Genomic DNA, 20415 nt, shown 5'->3' on the forward strand with positions numbered 1-20415 from the left:
GGGCGGCATGACATTCATCTTCGAACTGCTCATCACCTTCTTCCTGATCGTCTCGGGCATCTTCGGTTTTGTCGGCTCTTTCGGCATGATCAAACTGAAAGACCCCATGTCACGCCTGCACGCACCCACCAAGGCCACGACGCTGGGGGTGGGCGGCGTGCTGCTGGCCTCGATCGCGCATTCCGTTCTGCTTGAGGGCAAACTGTCCCTGCACGAGCTGCTGATCACCCTGTTCCTGTTCCTGACCGCCCCGATCACGGCCCTGTTCATTGCCAAATGGCACATACATCGCCATGAAAAGCCCAGCGATCTGCCAGACGCGGGCGAGGATGAGCTTTGGGCCACCCACGCGGTCGAACAGGTCGAGGACGTCCCTGACCACAGCACGAACTGAAACCCATGCACACACCTCCGCTGCCCCTGACCCGCGATCTGGTGCTAATTGGCGGAGGCCACACCCACGCGCTGCTTTTGCGCAAATGGGGTATGGACCCGCTGCCCGGCGCGCGGGTTACGGTGATCAATCCCGGCCCGACCGCACCCTATTCAGGAATGCTGCCGGGTTTTGTCGCCGGTCACTATGACCGGTGGGAGCTGGATATCGATCTGGTCAGGCTGGCGCGTTTTGCAGGTGCGCGTGTCATTTTGGGTGCAGTTCAGGGCGTCGACCCCGAGGCGCGTCTGGTCCACGTGCCCGGTCACCCTCCGGTGGCATTCGATGTCGCCTCGGTCAATGTAGGCATCACATCGGACATGCCCGCCCTGCCCGGTTTTGCTGAACACGCGGTTCCCGCCAAACCGCTGGGGCCGTTCGCCGCGCAATGGGCAACCTATCTGGCCAGATCCGGCCCCGCATCGGTGGCCGTGATTGGCGGGGGCGTTGCCGGTGTCGAGCTGGTGATGGCGATGGCCCATGCGTTGCGCAACAAAGGACGCACGGCGCAGGTCACCCTGATCGACAGTGCCACCGCCCTGACCGCGACGGTGCCGAAAGCCGGCGCGACGATCCGGCGGGCCTTGGAACAGCTCGGTGTCGAGTTGCTTGAAAACAGCGCGATCAAACAAATCTCTGCCGGACGGATCGAGCTGAATGATGGCCGCGCAATTCCGGCAGAGTTCATTACCGGCGCAGCTGGCGCACGCCCTTACGAATGGATGACCGATAGCGGTCTGGACCTTCACGATGGCTATATCCGCGTGAACGGCTATCTGCAGTCCAGCGACCCGGCAATTTTCGCCGCCGGAGATTGCGCCCATCTGGCCGAAAACCCGCGCCCCAAGGCAGGGGTCTATGCGGTGCGCGAAGCGCCGGTGCTGTTCGACAACCTCAGGGCGGCGCTGGGCGCTGGCCAGATGCGTCGTTACTCGCCGCAGAAGGACTATCTGAAGCTGATCTCGCTGGGCGGCAAATCTGCTCTGGCCGAGCGGTTGGGCACGTCGTTCAGCGGTCCGCTGATGTGGAAATGGAAGAACCACATCGATCAGACCTTTATGAACCGCTTTCGCGAGTTGCCGCAGATGCAGCCCCCGGCCCTGCCCCGGCTTCATGCCGATGGAGTCCAGGACGCTTTGGGAGAGAAACCCATGTGCGGCGGTTGCGGCGCCAAGGTAGGGCGCGGTGCGCTACAAAGCGCCCTGCAATCTCTGCCATCGCCCGAACGGTCGGATGTGACACCCCTGCCCGGAGATGATGCGGCGCTGATCACCCCGGGTGGCGTGCGGCAAGTGATGACCTCGGACCACCTGCGCAGCTTCACCAACGATCCCGCGCTGATGACCCGAATAGCTGCTGTCCATGCGCTTGGTGATATCTGGGCCATGGGGGCAAAGCCTCAGGCCGCAACCGCAACGATCATTCTGCCCCGAATGTCGGCAGAATTGCAGCAGCGGACCATGGCAGAAATCATGACCACCGCCAGTGACATCATGCGCCACGCCGGTGCCGAGATCGTCGGGGGCCACAGCTCGATGGGAGATGAGATGACGATCGGGTTCACACTGACCGGCCTGTGTGACGCTGAGCCCATCACCCTGAGTGGTGCGAAACCCGACGATGCGCTGATCCTGACCAAACCCCTTGGCAGCGGTGTGTTGATGGCGGCAGAGATGGACGGTCAGGCCGACGGGGCCTGGGTTGCGGCAGCCTATGCACATATGGTCCAGCCACAGGGAGATGCCTCTGATATCCTGCACGTCGCTCATGCGATGACGGATGTCACCGGCTTTGGTCTGGCAGGTCATCTGCAGGGAATATGCGATGCCTCCAGCTGCGGAGCGACACTGAATCTGAATGCGATCCCAGTGATGCAAGGCGCGCTGGAACTGAGCGAGCGGAACATCCGCTCGACCCTCTATGCCGACAACCGCGCGATTACGCCGGACCTGCCCGTTGGTGGCAAGGCAGACCTGCTTTACGACCCGCAAACCGCCGGAGGGTTGCTGGCCGCGGTTCCCGCCGATCAGGCTGACAATCTCTGCGCCGCTTTGATTGCTGCGGGCTACCCCGCCGCAATCATCGGGCAAATGGACCGGGAACCCGGTCTACGGCTTCAAAGCTGATCCAGCGCCTGCGCGATCCGCTCTGCTGTCGTCGCAAGGCCCGTGTTATCCAGCGCCGGGGCCTCGATTTCCGCAACAAGATCGACTGCCCGGCCACGTCGGGATTTGGCATAGGCCGGGTCATAATGCTGTTCCATCAGAGCCCGTGTCAGCCCCCGCTTATCACCCGCATCGATCAGGGTCATCCAGCCATCGACCACCTCATGGCCGCGATGCAAGCGCAGCGGCGATAGGCGATCTCGCAAACGTTGGCTATCTGACAGGATATCGTTATACGCCCCCACCAGATATGCCGTGCGCGCCGCGAGCGACGCCGTGATCTGAATGCGCGGCGCAGCCCTCAACGCCATCCACACGGAGGGCGGCAGGATCAGAGCGCCGATCTTGGACGACTCCGCCTCGACCACCACGGGCCGGTCCGTATCCAACCGGCACAAGGCGGCTGCCAGAGCGGATTCGAACGCCTTCTGGCTCGGCTGCCCGCCCGGCATTTCGCCCAGCAAAGACCCGCGATGATTGGCCAGCCCCTCAAGGTCCAGCACCTGCACGCACTGCGTCCGCAGATGCGCCAGAAGTTGGGTCTTGGCGGTGCCGGTATAGCCATCCAGCGCCACCAGTCGATGCGGCAGCGGATCGTCATAGAGATAGCGCTTCACCAGTCGGCGATAGGTGCGATAGCCGCCTTCGACCACTTCGGCCCGCCAGCCGATCTGCTGCAGCATCCACGCAAAAGACCCCGATCGCTGCCCGCCGCGCCAGCAATAGACCAGCGGCCGCCAGTTGCCCTCATGATGGCTCAGGCTGTTTTCGACATGGCTGGCCGCATTGCGGAACACCAGCGCGGCACCAAGCTTGCGTGCCAGAAACGGGCTTTGTTGGACATAAATCGTTCCGACCCGCGCCCGTTCTTCATTGTCGAGAACAGGCAGATTGATCGCACCGGGCAGATGGTCTTCGGCAAATTCCGCCGGGCTGCGTACGTCGATGATGTCGTCGAACGCATGAGCGTAAAGCTGCGCCAGATCAGGGAAATTCAGAGCCATGCACGTGGTCTATCCCGAGTACCCGGGAAAGGAAAGATCGTCGCCGATACAGCCAACCTGATGAGGAATGTTGCAAACTGCCCCTTCATGGGTAATGAACCAGTTGCATCGGTTTTTCACAGAGACAAAGGCAAGCGCGCCCAGATGGCACAACAACAAGTGAAATCCCTCAAAAGCAAAGCGCTGAGTGATCTTGATGCAGGCAAACTGCCCCAAGCCCTGAAGAAAGCGCAATTGGGTGTCAAAAAGTTCCCGAAAGACTCGGATTATCATGCGATTGCGGGATTCGTCCTGACCGAAATGAAACGCTATAAGCAGTCGATTCCGCACTTCGTCGAGGCATCACGCCTAAAACCTGACGATGTCCAATTCGTCGAAAACCTCGCAAACGCTTTGATGCAGACAGGTCAGATACCGCGCGCGCTGTCCTATGCCGAACAAAAGCTTGATCAGTTTCCAAACAATAAGGAACTCAATCGCGTCATCGACGAGATTCAGCTGAAAGGCCAGAACTGGCGCTTGATCATCGATCACGCTACGCAACGTCTGCAGAAAGACCCCGAGAACTCAAACTTTCTGGCTGTCCGCGCACGGGCTTATGAAAAAATTGGTTTTGTTGATCAAAGCTCGGCGGATATTGCGCGCGCCTACGCACTTGCACCAGAGATTGAAGATATTGCCTTAGGAATGGCCAACAACCTGCATCAGTCGGGTGACAAGGCAGCCGCGACTCGTATTTTCCGGTCTCTCCTTAAGGCCAATCCGCACTGTGCCGCAGCGCTTTATCAGTTGTCGATGTCCGTCGCAAAAGACGAAGCCGGACCGCTGGCCGAGGCCATCGACCATGCGATCGCTGAGAGCGATCACGTCAACTCTGTGCTGGAGTTTGCCAAAGCACAGGTAATCTCGCGCCGTGATGGAATGGCCGTAGCTTTGCCGCAGTTTGCGCATGCCAACGAGGCGCAGCATGAAACCAATCCGTATGACTTTGATCTGGAAGAGAAAAAGGTCGCAGATACCTGCAATGTTTTCCCATCCAGAGACGAAGTTATTTATGCGATAGAGGATGACGGCCCCAAGCCGATCTTCGTGATCGGGCAGCCCCGATCCGGCACGACTCTGATGGAGATGATGCTGAGTTCGCTGCCCAATATTGTCGGCTGCGGAGAGCTGACGCTGGGTGCTGATCTTTCTGTTCCCATTGTTGAAGAACAACAACCATTCGATGCGAAAGCCGCAACTGAATACGCAAGGGATTTCCGCAAGCTGATGCCGCCGATCCCGGAAGGTTCCGCCGCATTTGTCGACAAGATGCCTCATAATTATCAACGTGCTGGCTTCTTGCTTTCCGCGTTTCCTACTGCCCGCGTGATCAACATGATGCGCGATCCCCGAGATGTGGGGCTATCGAAGTGGATCAGGCGTTTCCCGGCTCCGGGTATGCGCTATGCGTCAAACCTGAAAGCAATCGCGCATTCGGCCAACCTCTACCGGCGGTACATGGCGCATTGGGACAAGGTGTTCGGCGACCGCATCCTGACGATCCCGTATGAACAGCTCGTCTCGGACCCCAGGACCTTTAGCCAGAAAGTCGCTGCGTTCTGCGACATCGCGTGGGATGAACGGATGATGCATCCCGAAGAGAATACCAAACAGGTCCTCACCGCCAGCATCGATCAGGTCCGCAAGAAAATCTCGACCAGTTCCATCGGCGGATGGCGCGAGGTGGCGGATCATATCCAGCCGATGCTTGACGGATTTGATCCCCAGCTTTGGCCGGAATACGATCTCGACTGAATGCAAAAGGCCGCCCGTACAGGCGGCCTTTGTTTTGTAAATCTTCAGAAGATCATTTCTGTTTGATTCGCCCGTCCAGATAGGGCTGATAAGGCGCGTTCTCGGCCAGGTATTCGGCCGTGACGTCCGCCAGATCTGGTCCGAAATCATAGGCGTTTTTGTCATCACCTGAGAAGACGCTGTACCCATCACCACCGTTGCGGACATAGTTGTTTGTGACAACCAGATAGGTGGCTGCAGGATCAATAGGCGCGAATCCATCGCCATTGGCGACCATCACCTCGACAATCCGGCCTTCGTTCGGGGCGACCGACGGGTCCCAGGTAAAGGTTATCCCTGCCACCTGCGGGAAGCGGCCTTTGACCTCTTCTACTTGACTCACGCCGTTTTCCAACGCGTCGATGACGCCTTGGCCGCTGATCTCGAAGGTCGAGAGCGTGTTCTGGAACGGCAGCACGGTCAGAACTTCGCCCATGGTCACCTCGCCCGGGTCGATCGATGCCCGCAGACCGCCCGAGTTCGCAATCGCAAGCTGGACGCCCTGTTCTGCGACCCGCGCCAGCATCGCGTCCGCGACAAGGTTGCCCATCTCGCATTCCTGCACACGGCAAATCGACCGGTCGCCTTCAATTGGCGCTGCCGCCTCGGCCACAACCTTGTTGCGAATTTCCTCAAGCGGAGCCGCCAGTTCGGCGATGCGGTCCAGCGAACCCTGATCTTCGGCTACGGAATTGTCCATGATCAGCGGTTCACCGACAGCTGAAACGACATTGCCATCATCGTCGAAAGTCACGTTCAGTTCACCCAGGAACTTGCCATAGGCATAGGCCTGCACGATCTGCACCCCATTCACCACGGTCGGGTACGGCCCCGCCGCTTTGTCTGACGTGTTCGACAGATAGGTGTTCGAATGGCCGCCAACGATCACGTCGACACCCGTGGTTTCCTGCGCCACGCGCTGATCGACCCCATAACCTGAATGGCTGAGGACGATGATCTTGTTGACGCCCTCTCCGGTCAGCCTGTCCACCTCGGCCTGAACCGCAGGTACCGGGTCCGAGAAGGTGATGTTCGGACCGGGCGAAGCAAGATCATGTGTGTCTTCCGGCGTCAGTCCAATCAGGCCGATCTTTTCACCGCCCACCTCGATTACGGCGGATTTCTTTATTTTGTCGGTCAAAAGCTCTTCGTCCGCGACATCCGCATTTGACATCAGGACAGGAAAATCGACCGAGTCGATGAAACCGCGCAACACCTCGGGGCCATCGTCAAATTCGTGGTTGCCCACGGTCATCGCGTTATAGCCCAGCTTGTTCATGAACTCGGCGGCTACCTTGCCCTTGTAGTAGGTATAGAACAAAGAACCCTGAAACTGATCTCCCCCATCCACGAGGATCGAATTTTCCGCCCGTCCCCGCGCCTCCTCCACCGCTGTCACCAGACGCGCCGATCCGCCAAAGCACTTGCCCTCGGCATTGTCTTCGGCACCGCATCCGCTGTCATATTTGTTGATCGGCTCAATGCGCGAGTGAAAATCATTGGTGTGTAGAATGGTCAGCTTATATTCGGCCGCCGCCATGCCAGCCGTTAGGCCGAGTACCGCAGCCGAAGCCAGAAATCGGGTGAACATCGTGAAACTCCCTGTGATTGTTTTGCGCGATGGTGCGCCTTGTGCGGCGAAGAGTCAAAGGGGGAAATCCGGCTTGATTCTACCCTTCGCGCGGGGCATCAGGGCTGCATGCTGATTTACAAGATACTTCGCGCCGATGAATGGGCGACGCTGCAGGCGCAAGGGTCCTCGAATGGTGCGCCGATTGATGTATCCGACGGGTTCGTCCATTTCTCGACCGCCACGCAGGCAACCGAAACTGCCGCCAAGCATTTTGCCGGTGTCGATGGCCTGACGCTGCTGGCCTGCGACACCGACACCATGGGCGACGACCTGAAATGGGAGGTTTCGCGTGGTGGTGCCCTGTTTCCGCATCTCTACCGCCAGCTTCGCATGTCGGACATGATATGGGCACGTCCGCTACCCTTTGACGGCCAGGTCCACCAGTTCCCGGCGGATATGCAATGACCGGTTTCGTCGACCCCGAGCGCGAACAGTTCGAGGCGTTCAAAGGCCTCGACCGGGACCACCCGATCGAAATGCTCAATCTGGTGAAATTCCGTGCTGTGGCGGAATATCCCTCTGACCATCCACTCGCTGGTGCCGGGCTGACCGGCGCGCAGGCCTATCGCAATTATGGGGCCGAGACCGCGCCCATCATCGCCCGTATCGGTGCATCGATCCTCTGGCGCGGCACATTCCAGACAACGCTGATCGGTCCGCAGGACGAGGCATGGGACGAGGTGTTCATCGCCCGCTATCCCACCGCCCATGCGTTTCTGGAAATGGTGACGGACCCGTCTTATCGCGCCGCCGTGATACATCGGCAGGCGGCTGTTGAAACCTCGCGCCTGATCCGCTGCGCGCCGACAGAAGGTGGAGCTTCCTTCGGATGAAACTGACCGAAAAACTTGGGCTGGCCGCCCTGCATCGTCTTGATCCCGAAACCGCGCATGGGTTGTCGATCAAGGCACTGACCTCGGGCCTTGCGCCCTCACCGGGTCCTGTCACGTCGGACCGTTTGAAAACCCGCGTCGCCAGTCTGGACCTGCCCAATCCGGTCGGTCTGGCCGCCGGGTTCGACAAGAACGGAGAGGCCCTGACCCCGCTGTCACAGGCGGGGTTCGGCTTTATCGAAGTGGGCGCGGTCACCCCACGCCCGCAACCCGGCAACCCAAAACCGCGCCTGTTCCGCCTGTCGGAAGATCGCGCGGCCATCAACCGCTTCGGGTTCAACAACGAAGGGATGGAAGTCATGGCAGGACGTCTGGCCCACCGTCCCCAGGACGCGGTGATCGGCCTGAACCTCGGCGCCAATAAAGACAGCGACGACCGGCCCGGAGATTTCGCCAAGGTGTTGGCCCACTGCGCGGCGCATCTGGACTTTGCCACCGTCAACGTTTCATCCCCCAACACCGAAAAGCTGCGCGACCTGCAGGGCAAGGCGGCGCTGAGCGCGCTGCTGAGCGGCGTGATCGATACACGCAACGGCCTGCCCCGCCCGATCCCGATCTTCCTGAAGATCGCCCCGGACCTGACCGAGGCCGAACTGCAGGACATCGCCGAAGTCGCCCATGAGACCGGCGTGGATGCCGTCATCGCCACCAACACCACCCTGTCGCGCGACGGGCTGCGCAGTGCGCATAAGGCCGAGGCAGGCGGGCTGTCGGGCGCGCCGCTGTTCGAGAAATCGACCCGTGTGCTGGCGCAGCTCAGCCAGTTGACCGGCGGTGACATCCCCTTGATTGGGGTTGGCGGCATCGGCACGGCAGAACAGGCTTATGCCAAGATCTGCGCCGGGGCCTCTGCCGTTCAGTTCTATACGGCCATGGTCTATGGCGGCATTTCACTGGCCGCCGAGATCGCCCACGGGCTGGACAAGCTGCTGGCCCGCGATGGGTTCTCATCGGTGGCGCAGGCGGTCGGCAGCAAGCGAGAGGATTGGTTATGATCGAATACTGGCACAACCCGCGCTGTTCCAAATCGCGCGCCGGATTGGCGTTGCTTGAGGAAAACGGCGCGCCGGTCGAGATACGCAAATACCTTGAGGACGCGCCCTCGGCAGATGAAATCCGCGCGGCTCTGGCCAAGCTGGGCCTTCCGGCGATCAGCATGATGCGGACCGGTGAAAAGCAGTTCAAAGAGCTTGGTCTGACCAAAGCTTCGCCCGATGAGGCATTGATTCAGGCCATGGCCGAACATCCGATCCTGATCGAACGCCCGCTGGCCATCGCGGGCGATAAGGCGGCCATAGGACGCCCGCCCGAGAATCTGTTGAGCCTTCTCTAGGCGATCTGTGCCTCAAGCCGCGGATAGCGCCAGCCCATCGTGACACCACGCGCGGTGTTCAGGATCATCAGCGCAGCCCAGAGCCCGTGATTGCCCATGGCGGGCACAAGCACGAACAGCGCCACCACGTAGATCGCAACCGACTGGATCATCGCGTTGCGCATGTCGCGGGTCCAGGTGGCACCGATATAGATACCGTCGAACATCCAGCTTGCCACGCCGATGACCGGCGCCAGCGCGGCCCAGAACAGATATTCACGCGCAGCATTTCGCACATCGGGTGAGGTGGTCATCAGATCTATCAGCGCGGGCCCAACCAGATAGAACACCAGCGCCAGCGCCACCGCGCCGCCCACGCCCCATTGCGACGCCATGACCGATGCGCGCCTGACCTGCAGGCGATCCCGCGCACCGACGGCTCCGCCGACCAGCGCCTCGGCGGAGAAAGCAAAGCCGTCCAAAGCAAAGGCTGTGATTTCCAGAAACTGCAGCAGCACCTGATTGGCCGCAAGGTTCACGTCGCCCAGATCGGAGCCCACGAACAGAAAGGTGGTGAATGCCCCGGTCAGCAGCACCGAGCGCACCATGATATCGCCATTCACCTGCATCATCCGTCGTAGGCGAACGGAGTCGAAGATGCGCGGCCAGTCCCGCCACTGATTGCCACCAAACGCCGCGCTGCACAGCCAGAGGCCAAGCGCCAGACCTGTCCATTCAGCGATCAGAGTAGCGATGGCGACGCCTTCTACGCCCCATCCCAGCCCCAGTACGAACCACAGGTCGAGAAGGATGTTCAGCCCGTTCATCCAGACCTGCAGGATGAACACACCACGCGTCCGCTCGACCGCGATCAGCCAACCCGTTACCGCGTATAAGGCAATGGTGGCCGGCGCACCCCAGATGCGAATCTCTAGATAGGATCGCGTCAGCGCCTCGACCTCGGGACTGGCAGGTGACAGGGCAAAGGCCCCAAGGAACACCCAGACCTGCACTGCGATGAAGATCAGCCCGGCAGTACCACCCAGCAGCAGCCCGCGCATCAGCAACGCTCCGGTTTCGGCAGTGTCTCCCGCCCCTCGGGCCTGCGCAGCCAGACCGGTGGTGCCCATACGCAGAAAGCCGAAAATCCAATAAATCGCCGACAGGATCACCGCGCCCATGCCCACCGCACCAATCGGAGCCGCCTGCCCCATCTGGCCGACAACGCCGGTATCAACCGCCCCGAGGATCGGCACGGTCGCATTCGACAACACGATCGGCAAAGCGATCTTCAGAACGCGCCGATGCGTGATGGGCGCGGTTGCGTCTTCCATCGCTAGTCTTTCGATGTCGGAGGCTGCGGCATCAGGAAATGTCCCGTACCTTGCGCGAACAATCTGGCGTGATTGTCCTGCCACGCCTCAACCCGCACCGAGGCATAGCGCCGCCCTGCCCTGTTGATGAAAGCGCGCGCATAAGCATCGCGCGGCAGGCCCGAGCGCAGATAGTCGACGGTAAAGTCGATGGTCTTGGGAAAACGGATATTCTCACCCGTCAGGATATCCTCAGCGGCGATCTCGCCGCTTTCAATCCTTGGGAACATATGCTCCCAGCTCAAAGTGATCACGGCGGTGACTTCCAGAAAGGCCGCCGTAACGCCGCCGTGGATGGCGGGCAGAAACGGGTTGCCGATCAGTTTCTCATCAAAATTCAGAACGCCGGTCAATTCATCGCCGCGACGGTCGAAGGTGATGTTGAGGAACCGGATATAAGGCACACCTTCGACCAGCGCATTCAGCGCGTCGTCACGGCGTTGCTTGACCACCTGCATCGGTTCGGGTCGAGGCCTTGCCATCTCAGCGACCCTCCACCGTGAAGGCACCCGACGCAGTGGCGACAGGCCGGTCACTGTCGTCATCCGTCGCCGTCGCCCGCACAAAGGCCACGTTGCGCGTGATGTGATAGCAGGTCGCGCGTGTACGGATGCTCTGCCCCGGTGTTGCGGCCCGCATATAGTCGATGCGCAAATCGATGGTGGCTGTCCCGCCGGGTGCTGACGGGTGGCTCATCACTGCTGCGCCGCAACAGGTATCCAGCATCGCCGAGACCGCGCCGCCATGGATCACGCCGGTCCGGGGATCACCGATCAGTTGTTCATTATTGGGCATCGAGATTTCGGCCTCGCCCTCTCCGATATGGGTCAAATCAAGCCCCAGGGCCTTGGCGTGCGGAATCGCCTCGATGAATTGCCGCGCTAAAACTGTCTTGTCGACCATGGGGTTGGGTCCTGTCCTTGTACTTGCCCCTTTATGGGCCTGCGTTTGCGCCAAGGGCAAGCCCGCCTGTTGCGCTTGCCGCGACGACGCCCTAGGTTGCTGCCAAGGAGACCCGGAATGTCCGACACCCGTTTGTCATTCAAAGAAATGTGCGCCGAGTTCGATGTCACTCCGCGCACCTTGCGCTACTACGAATATATCGAATTGCTGCAGCCCGACCGCGAAGGCCGGTCGCGGTTCTACGGCCCCCGTGAATGTGCACGCATGAAACTGATCCTGCGGGGGCGAAAGTTCGGGTTTCCTCTGGAAGAGATCCGGCAATGGCTGCTGATCTACGAAGATCAGGGCAATCAGGCGCAGATGGCGACCTTTATTGAAATGGCGGATCGCCAGATGGAAGAACTGCGCCAGCAACGTGCGCAGTTGGATGAGGCGATGGATGCGCTGCAGCAACTGCGCAACCAGACCGTTGAACTGCTGAAATAGACCTTCCCCTACGGCAAGAAAATTGCCGAAACCCCCGCTTTACGCGACCGGATGTTACGTCAACATATTTGTGACGCAGCGTCCGCATTACGTAAACGTCACTTGTGTGTTGTAAAACGCTCATCGACTGCGCAACTCAGATTGCATGACGCCAGTGATGAGAGTTTGAACCATGACCGAAGATCTGCTGACCATCCGTGAGATGTGCGAGACCTATGATGTCACGCCCCGCACCTTGCGGTTCTACGAGGCCAAAGAGCTTTTGTTTCCGATCCGCGAGGGCCAAAAGCGCCTGTTCACCAAACGGGACCGCGCACGCCTGAAACTGATCCTGCGCGGCAAGCGCTTTGGCTTCAGCCTCGAAGAAATCCGCCAGCTTCTGGACCTGTATCACGTGGGTGACCAGCAGCTGACCCAGATGTCCCGCACTTATGAAATCGCGTGCGAGCGTCTGGCAGACATGGAATCGCGCCGCGAAGAGCTGACGCAGGCCATCGACGAGTTGAAAGAGCAGTTGCGCTGGGGCGAGAAGGTTATCGCCTCGATGAAACAGGAAAAGAAGGCGGCTGAATAAGACCGACCTTTCGGACATATGAATTAAGGGAGCTTCACATGCCCGTCTACACCGCGCCAACCAAAGATATGCAGTTCATCCTACACGACGTTCTGAAAGTCTCGCAGTCGGATATTCCCGGCTACAACGAACTGGAGGCCGAGTTCACCGGCGCGGTTCTGGAAGAGGCAGGCAAGGTTGCCTCCAACGTATTGCACCCGCTGAACGTCGTGGGCGACACCGAAGGCTGCCGGTTGGAAAACGGCATTGTGTACACCCCCACAGGATTCAAAGATGCCTTCGAGCAGATGAAGGAAGGCGGCTGGACGGGCCTCGACATGCCGGAAGAGTATGGCGGCCAGAACATGCCCTATGTCATCGGCACTGCGGTGGGCGAGATGTTCTCGGGCTCAAACCAGGCGTTCACCATGTATCAGGGCCTGACCCACGGCGCGGCCTCGGCCATTCTGGCGCACGGAACCGACGAGCAGAAAGATAAATACCTACCCAACATGGTCAGCTGCGAATGGACCGGCACCATGAACCTGACCGAACCGCATTGCGGCACCGATCTGGGCCTGATGCGCACCAAGGCTGAACCGCAGGGCGACGGCAGCTACAAGATTTCCGGCCAGAAGATCTTTATCTCGGCTGGCGATCACGACATGGCCAACAACATCATCCATCTGGTGCTGGCCAAAATCCCCGGCGGCCCGGAGGGCATCAAAGGCGTGTCGCTGTTCATCGTGCCCAAGTTCATCGTCAACGAAGATGGCTCGCCGGGTGAACGCAACGGCGTATCGGTCGGCAAGATCGAAGAAAAGATGGGCATCCACGGCAACTCGACCTGCGTCATGAATTATGACGAGGCCACCGGGTGGCTGCTGGGTGAAGAACACAAAGGCATGCGCGCCATGTTCACCATGATGAACGAAGCGCGTCTGGGTGTGGGCATGCAGGGTCTGTCTCAGGCCGAAGCCGCGTACCAGAACGCTTTGGAATACGCCAAGGATCGCCTTCAGGGCCGCGATGTGACCGGTGTGAAGAACCCCGACGGCCCCGCCGACCCGCTGATCGTGCACCCGGATATCCGCCGCAACCTGATGGATCAGAAAAGCTTCACCGAGGGCGCACGCGCGTTCATCCTGTGGGGCGCGACCATGATCGACAAGGCGCACCGCTCGGGAGACAAAGACGCGGACGGGCTGATCTCGCTGTTGACCCCGGTCATCAAGGGCTTCCTGACGGACGAAGGCTACGACATGACCGTACAGGCGCAGCAGGTCTATGGCGGCCACGGCTACATCGAAGAATGGGGCATGTCGCAATACACCCGAGACGCCCGGATCGCGATGATCTACGAAGGCGCAAACGGCGTTCAGGCGCTGGACCTCGTGGGCCGCAAGCTGGCACAGGATGGCGGCAAACATGTCATGGCGTTCTTCGAGATGGTCAAAACCTTCTGCAAGGAGAACGGCGGCAAGGATGAAGCCTATGACAAAGCCTTCATCGAACCGCTGAAGGCCGCATCCAAGGATTTGCAAGCCGCAGGCATGTACTTCATGCAGGAAGGCATGAAGAATCCAAACAACGCTCTATCCGGGTCATATGACTTCATGCACATGTTTGGGCATGTCTGCCTGGGCCTGATGTGGGCGCAAATGGCGAAAGCGGCTCAGGAAGCGCTGGACGGTGGAGCCTCGGACAAAGAGTTCTACGAGACCAAGATTACAACCGGTCGTTTCTACATGGCCCGCCGCCTGCCCGCCACAGCCATGCATCTGGCGCGCATCCAGACCGGCGCGGACACGGTAATGGCACTGGACGCGGCGAATTTCTGATCTCAGTCTGGGTTCGGGCCTGACGGCCCGAGCCCACATCCGGAGGAGACACGATGCCTAAACGCTTTCGCCTGACCCGTCGATTTCCCGTCGCCATGACCGAGGATGGCTATCGCAAACTCCGTGGTTTCGCGCGCGAGGCGGGATTGGATGAAGGTGAGGCCCTGTCGTTTCTGTTCGAGAACTTCAACAGCGTGATTGATGAGGAAAACCTGACGCATAGGTTGCGCATCTTCAACTCCGAACTTGAGGCGCGCAAGCGATGAGCATCGCGCCCCCAAAAAACACTGCGCGCGCGGCAGTTGTACAATCCGCCTCCGGCGGCCGTATTTGGAACAAGAAGAAGACATGGAGGCGCGTCCACCCCGCCATCCGGGAACTGATCTCACTAGGTGGCACTCAGCCGGGACGGCGGGGCTTCTCCTCGTACGGTCATCGGCTCGGCAGCCTGTACCGCACTCACATCAAGCCCCCATTAACGTTAACGAACCGTTACGAAAACGAGAACTGTTCCACTCTTCTTCTCGTTTCAAATACGGAAATTCCGACCTAACCAGACACGCCACGGGAGGGGCGTTCGCATGACCATCAAACTGCACTGCTTCGGAGAAAGCGGAAACTCGTACAAAGCGGCGTTGGCGCTGGAAATGTCTGGCCTGGAGTGGGAGCCGGTCTTTGTCGACTTCTTCAACGGCGCGACCCGTACGCCCGAATACCGCACAGAAGTAAACGAGATGGGCGAAGCGCCGGTTCTGATTGACGGCGATTTCCGAACCAGCCAGTCGGGCGCGATTCAGGCCTATGTAACCGAAAGATCGGGTAAATTTGGCGGCGGTGACCGCGATGAGAACTATGAGATCTTCCGCTGGGTTCTGTGGGACAACCACAAGCTTAGCTCAATGGCCGGGATGACCCGTTTCCTAATCAATTTCCTGCCCGAGAAACACCGCAACCCGGATGTCATCGCCTTCAACCAAGGGCGTCTGAAGGCAGCCTACCAAATTCTGGACGCTCACCTTGAAGGCCGCGACTGGATTGTCGGCGACGGCGTGACCAACGCCGATATCAGCTGCTGCGGTTACCTTTATTACCCCGAACCCTTCGGCTTTGACCGCGCCGACTGGCCCCATATCGACGCCTGGCTGACCCGCCTCAGCGAACAGCCCGGCTGGAAACACCCCTATGACCTGATGCCCGGCAACCCGTCGGATCGAGCTTGAGGAGAAGACCCCATGACCGAAGCCTATATCTATGACGCCCTGCGCACCCCGCGCGGCAAGGGCCGCAAGGATGGCAGCCTGCACGAAGTAACCTCGGTGCGCCTGTCCGCCCTGACCCTGAACGCGATGAAAGAGCGCAACAATCTGGAAGGCCACGCCGTCGAGGATGTGATCTGGGGCAACGTCACGCAGGTGATGGAGCAAGGCGGCTGTCTGGCGCGCTCGGCAGTTCTGGCCTCGGATCTGGATCAGTCGATTCCCGGACTGGCAATCAACCGGTTTTGTGCCTCGGGCATGGAGGCCGTGAATCTTGCGGCCAATCAGGTCAAGGGCGGCGCGGGCGAAGCCTATATCGCGGGCGGTGTCGAGATGATGGGCCGCGTTGCCATGGGCAGCGACGGCGCAGCGATTGCCGTTGACCCATCGCTGGCGATGGAGACCTATTTTGTGCCGCAGGGCATTTCGGCTGACATCATCGCAACCGAATACGGCTTCAGCCGCGATGACGCGGATGCGCTGGCCGTTGAGTCTCAGAAACGCGCCGCAGCAGCATGGGAGGACAACAGGTTCGAGAAATCGGTGATTTCAATCAAGGATCAGAACGGCCTGACCATTCTGGACCGTGATGAATACATGCGTCCCGGCACTGATATGCAATCGCTTGGCGCGCTGAACCCCTCGTTCGCGATGATGGGTGAACAGATGCCGGGATTCGATAAGGTCGCGATGATCAAATATCCGCATCTTGAGCGGATCAATCACATCCACCATGCGGGTAACAGCTCGGGCATCGTGGACGGGGCTGCCGCTGTGCTGATCGGTAACAAGGAGTTCGGTGAGAAATACGGCCTGAAACCGCGCGCGCGCATCAAGGCGACCGCCAAGATCGGCACCGATCCGACCATCATGCTGACCGGCCCGGTTCCGGTGACCGAGAAAATCCTCGCCGACAACGGCATGAAGATCGGCGATCTGGACCTGTTTGAGGTGAACGAGGCCTTCGCCTCGGTCGTGCTGCGGTTCCAACAGGCGTTTGATGTCGACCCCGGGCTGGTCAACGTCAATGGCGGCTCAATCGCGATGGGGCACCCGCTGGGCGCGACCGGCGCGATGATCATCGGCACATTGCTGGATGAGCTGGAGCGTCAGGACAAGGAAACCGGTCTGGCCACGCTCTGCATCGCGTCCGGCATGGGTGCGGCAACGATTATCGAGCGTGTCTGATGCCCAAGCTGGACCTTTCGCAAATCCCTTTTAAGGGCGGTTCCTCTTATCCCGGCAAACTGGCCGAGGCGACCGCAGGTCGTTTCGTCCAGCGTGTGGGTGATGCCGGCGGGTTGACCCAATTCGGGGTCAACATCGTGCGGCTGGAACCGCAGGGCCAATCCTCGTTGCGCCATTACCACATGCAGCAGGACGAGTTTGCCATCATGCTCAGCGGCAAATGCGTGCTGATCGATGACGATGGCGAGCATGAAATGCTGCCCGGCGATTGCGCGGCATGGCCCGCGGGTGAGGCCAATGGTCATCACCTTGTGAACAAGACCGATGCGCCCGCGACCTTTCTGGTGGTGGGCACACGGACCCCGACCGAGACCGGCTATTACAGCGACATAGACATGATGGTGAAGTTCGAGGGCGACGACTTTCGCTTTACCCGCAAAGACGGCAGCCCGCTGACGGCTGACCAGATTGGAGATGACAATGACTGATTTCACCCTCAGCAAAGACGCAGACGGCGTCGCCTTCATCACCTGGGACGTACCGGGTAAATCCATGAACGTCCTGTCGCGCGAAGCGTTCGCTCTGGTCGGTGACCTGATCGATCAGGCGCTGGCCGATGATGAGATCAAGGGCATCGTCATTACCAGTGGCAAGGAAGGGTCGTTCGCGGGCGGCATGGATCTGAGCACGCTGGCCACGATCCGTCAGGAAGCCGGTGACGAACCCGCGCAGGCGCTGTTCGATTTCGTCATGAGCGGCCACAACATCCTGCGTCGACTTGAGCTGGCGGGCATGGACCCCAAGACCAAGAAAGGCGGCAAGCCGGTGGCCTGCGCCATCAACGGCACCTGCGCAGGGATCGGGACCGAGATCGCATTGGCCTGTCACCACCGCGTGATGACCAGCAACCCAAAATCCAAGATCGGCCTGCCCGAGATATTGCTCGGCATCTTCCCCGGTGGCGGCGGCACCATGCGCTATAGCCGCATGGTCGGCGCGATGGCGGCGGCCCCCGTCCTGCTGGAAGGCAAGATGATGGACCCGAAGAAGGCCAAAGGCGCACAGCTGATCGACGCCGTAGCGGATGATCCGGTGGCGGCGGCCAAGGAATGGGTTCTGAATGCATCGGATGCCGATCTGGTCAAACCGTGGGATGCCAAGGGCTATAAGATGCCCGGCGGCGCGCCCTACCACCCCGCCGGTTTCATGACTTTCGTGGGTGCAAGCACGATGGTGAACGGCAAGACCCAAGGCGCCTTCCCGGCAGCCAAGGCTCTGCTGAGTTCGATCTACGAAGGCGCGCTGGTCGATTTCGACACCGCCCTGAAGATCGAGGCGCGCTGGTTCACTAACGTGCTGATGAACCCGTCCTCGTCGGCGATGATCCGGTCGCTGTTCCTGAACAAAGAAGCGCTTGAGAAAGGCGCGGTGCGGCCCAAGGACGTGCCCGATCAGCGGGTCAAGAAGATCGGCGTTCTGGGCGCGGGCATGATGGGGGCAGGCATTGCGCTCGTCTCGGCTCAGGCCGGGATGGAGGTTGTTCTGATCGACCGTGATCAGGAAGCCGCCGACAAGGGCAAGGCCTATAGCGAAAGCTATATGGATAAGGGGATCAAACGCGGCAAAGCGACGGCTGAGAAGAAAGAGGCCTTGCTGTCCCGCATCACCGCCACGCCCGATCTGGAACACCTGAAAGGCTGCGACCTGATCATCGAGGCGGTGTTTGAAGACCCCGGCGTCAAGGCCGAGATGACCAAGAAGGTCGAGGCGATCATCTCCGAGGATTGCATCTTTGCCTCGAATACCTCGACCCTGCCGATCACTGACTTGGCGAAGGCGAGTGTTCGTCCGGATCAGTTCATCGGCATCCACTTCTTCTCACCTGTTGAAAAGATGTTCCTGGTCGAGATCATCAAGGGCCGCGAAACCGGGGATCGCGCGGTGGCCAAGGCTCTGGACTATGTGCGCCAGATCAGGAAGACGCCGATCGTGGTTAACGATGCGCGCTTTTTCTACGCCAACCGCTGCATCATCCCCTACATCAACGAAGGTGCGCGCATGATCACCGAGGGCGTCAGCCCCATTCTGATCGACAATGCCGCGCGGCAATTGGGTTTCCCCGTTGGGCCTGTCCAGTTGACGGATGAGACCTCGATTGATTTGGGCGCCAAGATCGCACGCGCGACAAAGGCGGCGATGGGCGATGCCTATCCCGAAAGCCCGTCGGACGATCTGATCTTCTGGATGGAGGAGCAGGGTCGTCTGGGCCGCAAGGCCAATGCCGGGTTCTTCGACTATGACGACAAAGGCAAGCGCGTCGAATACTGGAAGGGTCTGCAAGACAAATACCCGCTGGCCGCTGAGCAGCCCGACCTGATCGAAGTGCAGGAACGCCTGATGTTCGCGCAGGTTCTGGAAGCGGTCCGCGCGCTGGAAGAAGGCGTTCTGGAAGATATCCGCGAAGGCGACGTCGGCGCGATTCTTGGCTGGGGCTTTGCGCCTTGGTCCGGTGGCCCGCTCAGCTGGCTGGACATCATCGGCACGCCTTATGCAGCCGAGCGTTGCGATCAGTTGACCGAAGCCTATGGCGAGCGTTTCGCCTGCCCGCCGCTGCTGCGCGAGATGGCCGAAAAAGGTCAGAGCTTCTATGGCCGCTTCAACCCCGAGGCTCAGGCCGCGTAAACAAGGTGATGCAGGCGCATGAGGCCATGCGCCTGCATCTTTCTTTTGAAGTGTTTAGTTAGGTCTGCCATTCAGGCCGCAGAAACAAAGGTGGCACATTTGGCCGCCCTGGTCGCCCTGGACGGCGTATCCCCGAAGGGGGCCGGATCGGGAATATCGGTTCTTGCGGGATGGGTGCAGGCAGCGCACCCAACGGGTTTGCAAAGGCGGAAATGTCGCCCTTGATTGCAACCGCTTCGATCAGCAGTTCGGCATCCTCGGCATCGGCAACCTCATAGGTGTTCGATATTCCTGCCGAGGCGACCATCCGGCCCGACGGGCAATAGGCCTGAAAACCGCCTTCGATGAAGACAACCTCATCTTGATCGAAAAATAACGACGTGACATCAAAGGTCCGGGCCGGTGTCTGCGACTGCAGCCGCCCCACCCCGCTGAGCATCCGTGCGGGCACGATCGAGATCCCTTCGACCCCCAGCCCCAGCTTGCCCTGATCCAACGCCATACCCTGTTCCGGCATCAACCAGACAGCCCGCCCGTTATAGGCAGCGCGGGACGGGACGAGCACCGGAAGATGCTCGGCCCGCCGCTCATCACCGGGGACAACAATACGGTCTACGCAGACTCGTCTGAGCGCGCGAAAACCATGATCCAGCGTCCTCACCAGATCACCCGCGACCAGTCTTTCGACCGGCTTCCAACCGCTGGTTGTTGCCACTCTGGTTCCGTGCAGCAGGCCCCCACGACGTACTGACACAGCCTTCCCCGAAAAGGCCCCAAGGCCCCTGTCTTCTTGTTTCGATAACCCCGAAACACTCACTACTTCTAACACGTGCCTTCCCCCCTTTTGGCACCTTCAT

21 protein-coding genes are annotated in these 20415 nt (G+C 60.1%); 15 read left to right on the forward strand and 6 right to left on the reverse strand.

Features of this window, described 5'->3' with window-relative positions:
- Positions 1-7: 7 nt before the first annotated feature.
- Together ACR3E4_RS01475 and selD are read left to right on the forward strand one after the other, a co-directional pair.
- The gene (locus ACR3E4_RS01475; RefSeq protein ID WP_480531480.1) at positions 8-394 is read left to right on the forward strand and encodes a Na+/H+ antiporter subunit G; all 387 of its coding nucleotides are present in this window, start codon (positions 8-10) and stop codon (positions 392-394) included.
- A 5-nt stretch (positions 395-399) separates the two neighbouring features.
- Positions 400-2559 carry a selenide, water dikinase SelD gene (gene selD / locus ACR3E4_RS01480; protein ID WP_480567041.1) on the forward strand — a complete coding sequence of 720 codons (2160 nt, stop codon included), beginning with the start codon at positions 400-402 and terminating at the stop codon, positions 2557-2559.
- On the opposite strand, the gene mnmH is transcribed toward selD, so the two are convergent.
- Positions 2550-3602 carry a tRNA 2-selenouridine(34) synthase MnmH gene (gene mnmH, locus ACR3E4_RS01485; protein WP_480531478.1) on the reverse strand — a complete coding sequence of 351 codons (1053 nt, stop codon included), beginning with the start codon at positions 3600-3602 and terminating at the stop codon, positions 2550-2552. The two genes, selD and mnmH, sit on opposite strands and share 10 nt — an antisense overlap.
- Here mnmH and ACR3E4_RS01490 point away from each other — a divergent pair.
- The gene (locus tag ACR3E4_RS01490; protein ID WP_480567042.1) at positions 3507-5399 is read left to right on the forward strand and encodes a tetratricopeptide repeat-containing sulfotransferase family protein; all 1893 of its coding nucleotides are present in this window, start codon (positions 3507-3509) and stop codon (positions 5397-5399) included. The two genes, mnmH and ACR3E4_RS01490, sit on opposite strands and share 96 nt — an antisense overlap.
- A gap of 52 nt (positions 5400-5451) precedes the next feature.
- Here ACR3E4_RS01490 and ACR3E4_RS01495 read toward each other — a convergent pair whose 3' ends face one another.
- The gene (locus ACR3E4_RS01495; protein ID WP_480531476.1) at positions 5452-7029 is read right to left on the reverse strand and encodes a bifunctional metallophosphatase/5'-nucleotidase; all 1578 of its coding nucleotides are present in this window, start codon (positions 7027-7029) and stop codon (positions 5452-5454) included.
- 108 nt (positions 7030-7137) lie between these two features.
- On the opposite strand from ACR3E4_RS01495, the gene ACR3E4_RS01500 reads away from it, so the two are divergent.
- Genes ACR3E4_RS01500 through arsC form a run of 4 tightly spaced genes read left to right on the forward strand, consistent with a single transcriptional unit; the run spans position 7138 to position 9297 of the window.
- A complete protein-coding gene (locus tag ACR3E4_RS01500) occupies positions 7138-7476 on the forward strand; it encodes a DUF952 domain-containing protein (RefSeq protein WP_480531475.1) in 339 nt (112 codons plus the stop codon).
- Positions 7473-7904 (forward strand): DUF1330 domain-containing protein, encoded by a 432-nt coding sequence (locus ACR3E4_RS01505; RefSeq protein WP_480531474.1) that lies wholly within the window; start codon positions 7473-7475, stop codon positions 7902-7904. The genes ACR3E4_RS01500 and ACR3E4_RS01505 overlap by 4 nt, the downstream gene beginning before the upstream one ends.
- A complete protein-coding gene (locus ACR3E4_RS01510) occupies positions 7901-8959 on the forward strand; it encodes a quinone-dependent dihydroorotate dehydrogenase (RefSeq protein ID WP_480531473.1) in 1059 nt (352 codons plus the stop codon). Before ACR3E4_RS01505 ends, ACR3E4_RS01510 begins: the two co-directional genes overlap by 4 nt.
- On the forward strand, positions 8956-9297 hold the full coding sequence (gene arsC, locus ACR3E4_RS01515) for an arsenate reductase (glutaredoxin) (protein WP_480531472.1): 342 nt from the start codon (positions 8956-8958) through the stop codon (positions 9295-9297). The genes ACR3E4_RS01510 and arsC overlap by 4 nt, the downstream gene beginning before the upstream one ends.
- Here the strand turns inward: arsC and ACR3E4_RS01520 are convergent.
- Genes ACR3E4_RS01520 through ACR3E4_RS01530 form a run of 3 tightly spaced genes read right to left on the reverse strand, consistent with a single transcriptional unit; the run spans position 9294 to position 11552 of the window.
- Complete coding sequence (locus tag ACR3E4_RS01520; RefSeq protein WP_480531470.1) at positions 9294-10610, reverse strand: MATE family efflux transporter; 1317 nt, start codon at positions 10608-10610, stop codon at positions 9294-9296. The genes arsC and ACR3E4_RS01520 overlap by 4 nt on opposite strands.
- Before the next feature lie 2 nt (positions 10611-10612).
- On the reverse strand, positions 10613-11131 hold the full coding sequence (locus ACR3E4_RS01525) for a PaaI family thioesterase (protein WP_480531468.1): 519 nt from the start codon (positions 11129-11131) through the stop codon (positions 10613-10615).
- Position 11132: 1 nt separating this feature from the next.
- Positions 11133-11552 carry a PaaI family thioesterase gene (locus ACR3E4_RS01530; RefSeq protein WP_480531466.1) on the reverse strand — a complete coding sequence of 140 codons (420 nt, stop codon included), beginning with the start codon at positions 11550-11552 and terminating at the stop codon, positions 11133-11135.
- A gap of 117 nt (positions 11553-11669) precedes the next feature.
- On the opposite strand from ACR3E4_RS01530, the gene ACR3E4_RS01535 reads away from it, so the two are divergent.
- From ACR3E4_RS01535 to ACR3E4_RS01570, 8 genes are all read left to right on the forward strand, one after another.
- A complete protein-coding gene (locus ACR3E4_RS01535; RefSeq protein WP_480531464.1) occupies positions 11670-12038 on the forward strand; it encodes a MerR family transcriptional regulator in 369 nt (122 codons plus the stop codon).
- A 172-nt stretch (positions 12039-12210) separates the two neighbouring features.
- Positions 12211-12612: a MerR family transcriptional regulator gene (locus ACR3E4_RS01540; RefSeq protein WP_039536426.1), complete on the forward strand. Its 402-nt coding sequence runs from the start codon at positions 12211-12213 to the stop codon at positions 12610-12612.
- A gap of 38 nt (positions 12613-12650) precedes the next feature.
- Positions 12651-14432 carry an acyl-CoA dehydrogenase C-terminal domain-containing protein gene (locus tag ACR3E4_RS01545; protein ID WP_480531462.1) on the forward strand — a complete coding sequence of 594 codons (1782 nt, stop codon included), beginning with the start codon at positions 12651-12653 and terminating at the stop codon, positions 14430-14432.
- Between the two features lie 53 nt (positions 14433-14485).
- Positions 14486-14698, forward strand: a complete 213-nt coding sequence (locus tag ACR3E4_RS01550; protein ID WP_037310407.1) for a hypothetical protein — start codon at positions 14486-14488, stop codon at positions 14696-14698.
- A gap of 315 nt (positions 14699-15013) precedes the next feature.
- Positions 15014-15652, forward strand: coding sequence for a glutathione S-transferase family protein (locus ACR3E4_RS01555; protein ID WP_480531459.1), 639 nt, complete (start codon positions 15014-15016; stop codon positions 15650-15652).
- A gap of 12 nt (positions 15653-15664) precedes the next feature.
- On the forward strand, positions 15665-16876 hold the full coding sequence (locus ACR3E4_RS01560) for an acetyl-CoA C-acetyltransferase (protein ID WP_480531457.1): 1212 nt from the start codon (positions 15665-15667) through the stop codon (positions 16874-16876).
- Entirely contained in the window at positions 16876-17364 is a 489-nt protein-coding gene (locus ACR3E4_RS01565) for a cupin domain-containing protein (protein ID WP_480531455.1), read from the forward strand. Before ACR3E4_RS01560 ends, ACR3E4_RS01565 begins: the two co-directional genes overlap by 1 nt.
- On the forward strand, positions 17357-19558 hold the full coding sequence (locus ACR3E4_RS01570) for a 3-hydroxyacyl-CoA dehydrogenase NAD-binding domain-containing protein (RefSeq protein WP_480531454.1): 2202 nt from the start codon (positions 17357-17359) through the stop codon (positions 19556-19558). The genes ACR3E4_RS01565 and ACR3E4_RS01570 overlap by 8 nt, the downstream gene beginning before the upstream one ends.
- Positions 19559-19616: 58 nt before the next feature.
- Here ACR3E4_RS01570 and ACR3E4_RS01575 read toward each other — a convergent pair whose 3' ends face one another.
- Complete coding sequence (locus ACR3E4_RS01575) at positions 19617-20387, reverse strand: Hint domain-containing protein (RefSeq protein WP_480567043.1); 771 nt, start codon at positions 20385-20387, stop codon at positions 19617-19619.
- Positions 20388-20415: the final 28 nt, after the last annotated feature.

Source organism: Ruegeria sp. AP11 (genome assembly GCF_056535865.1).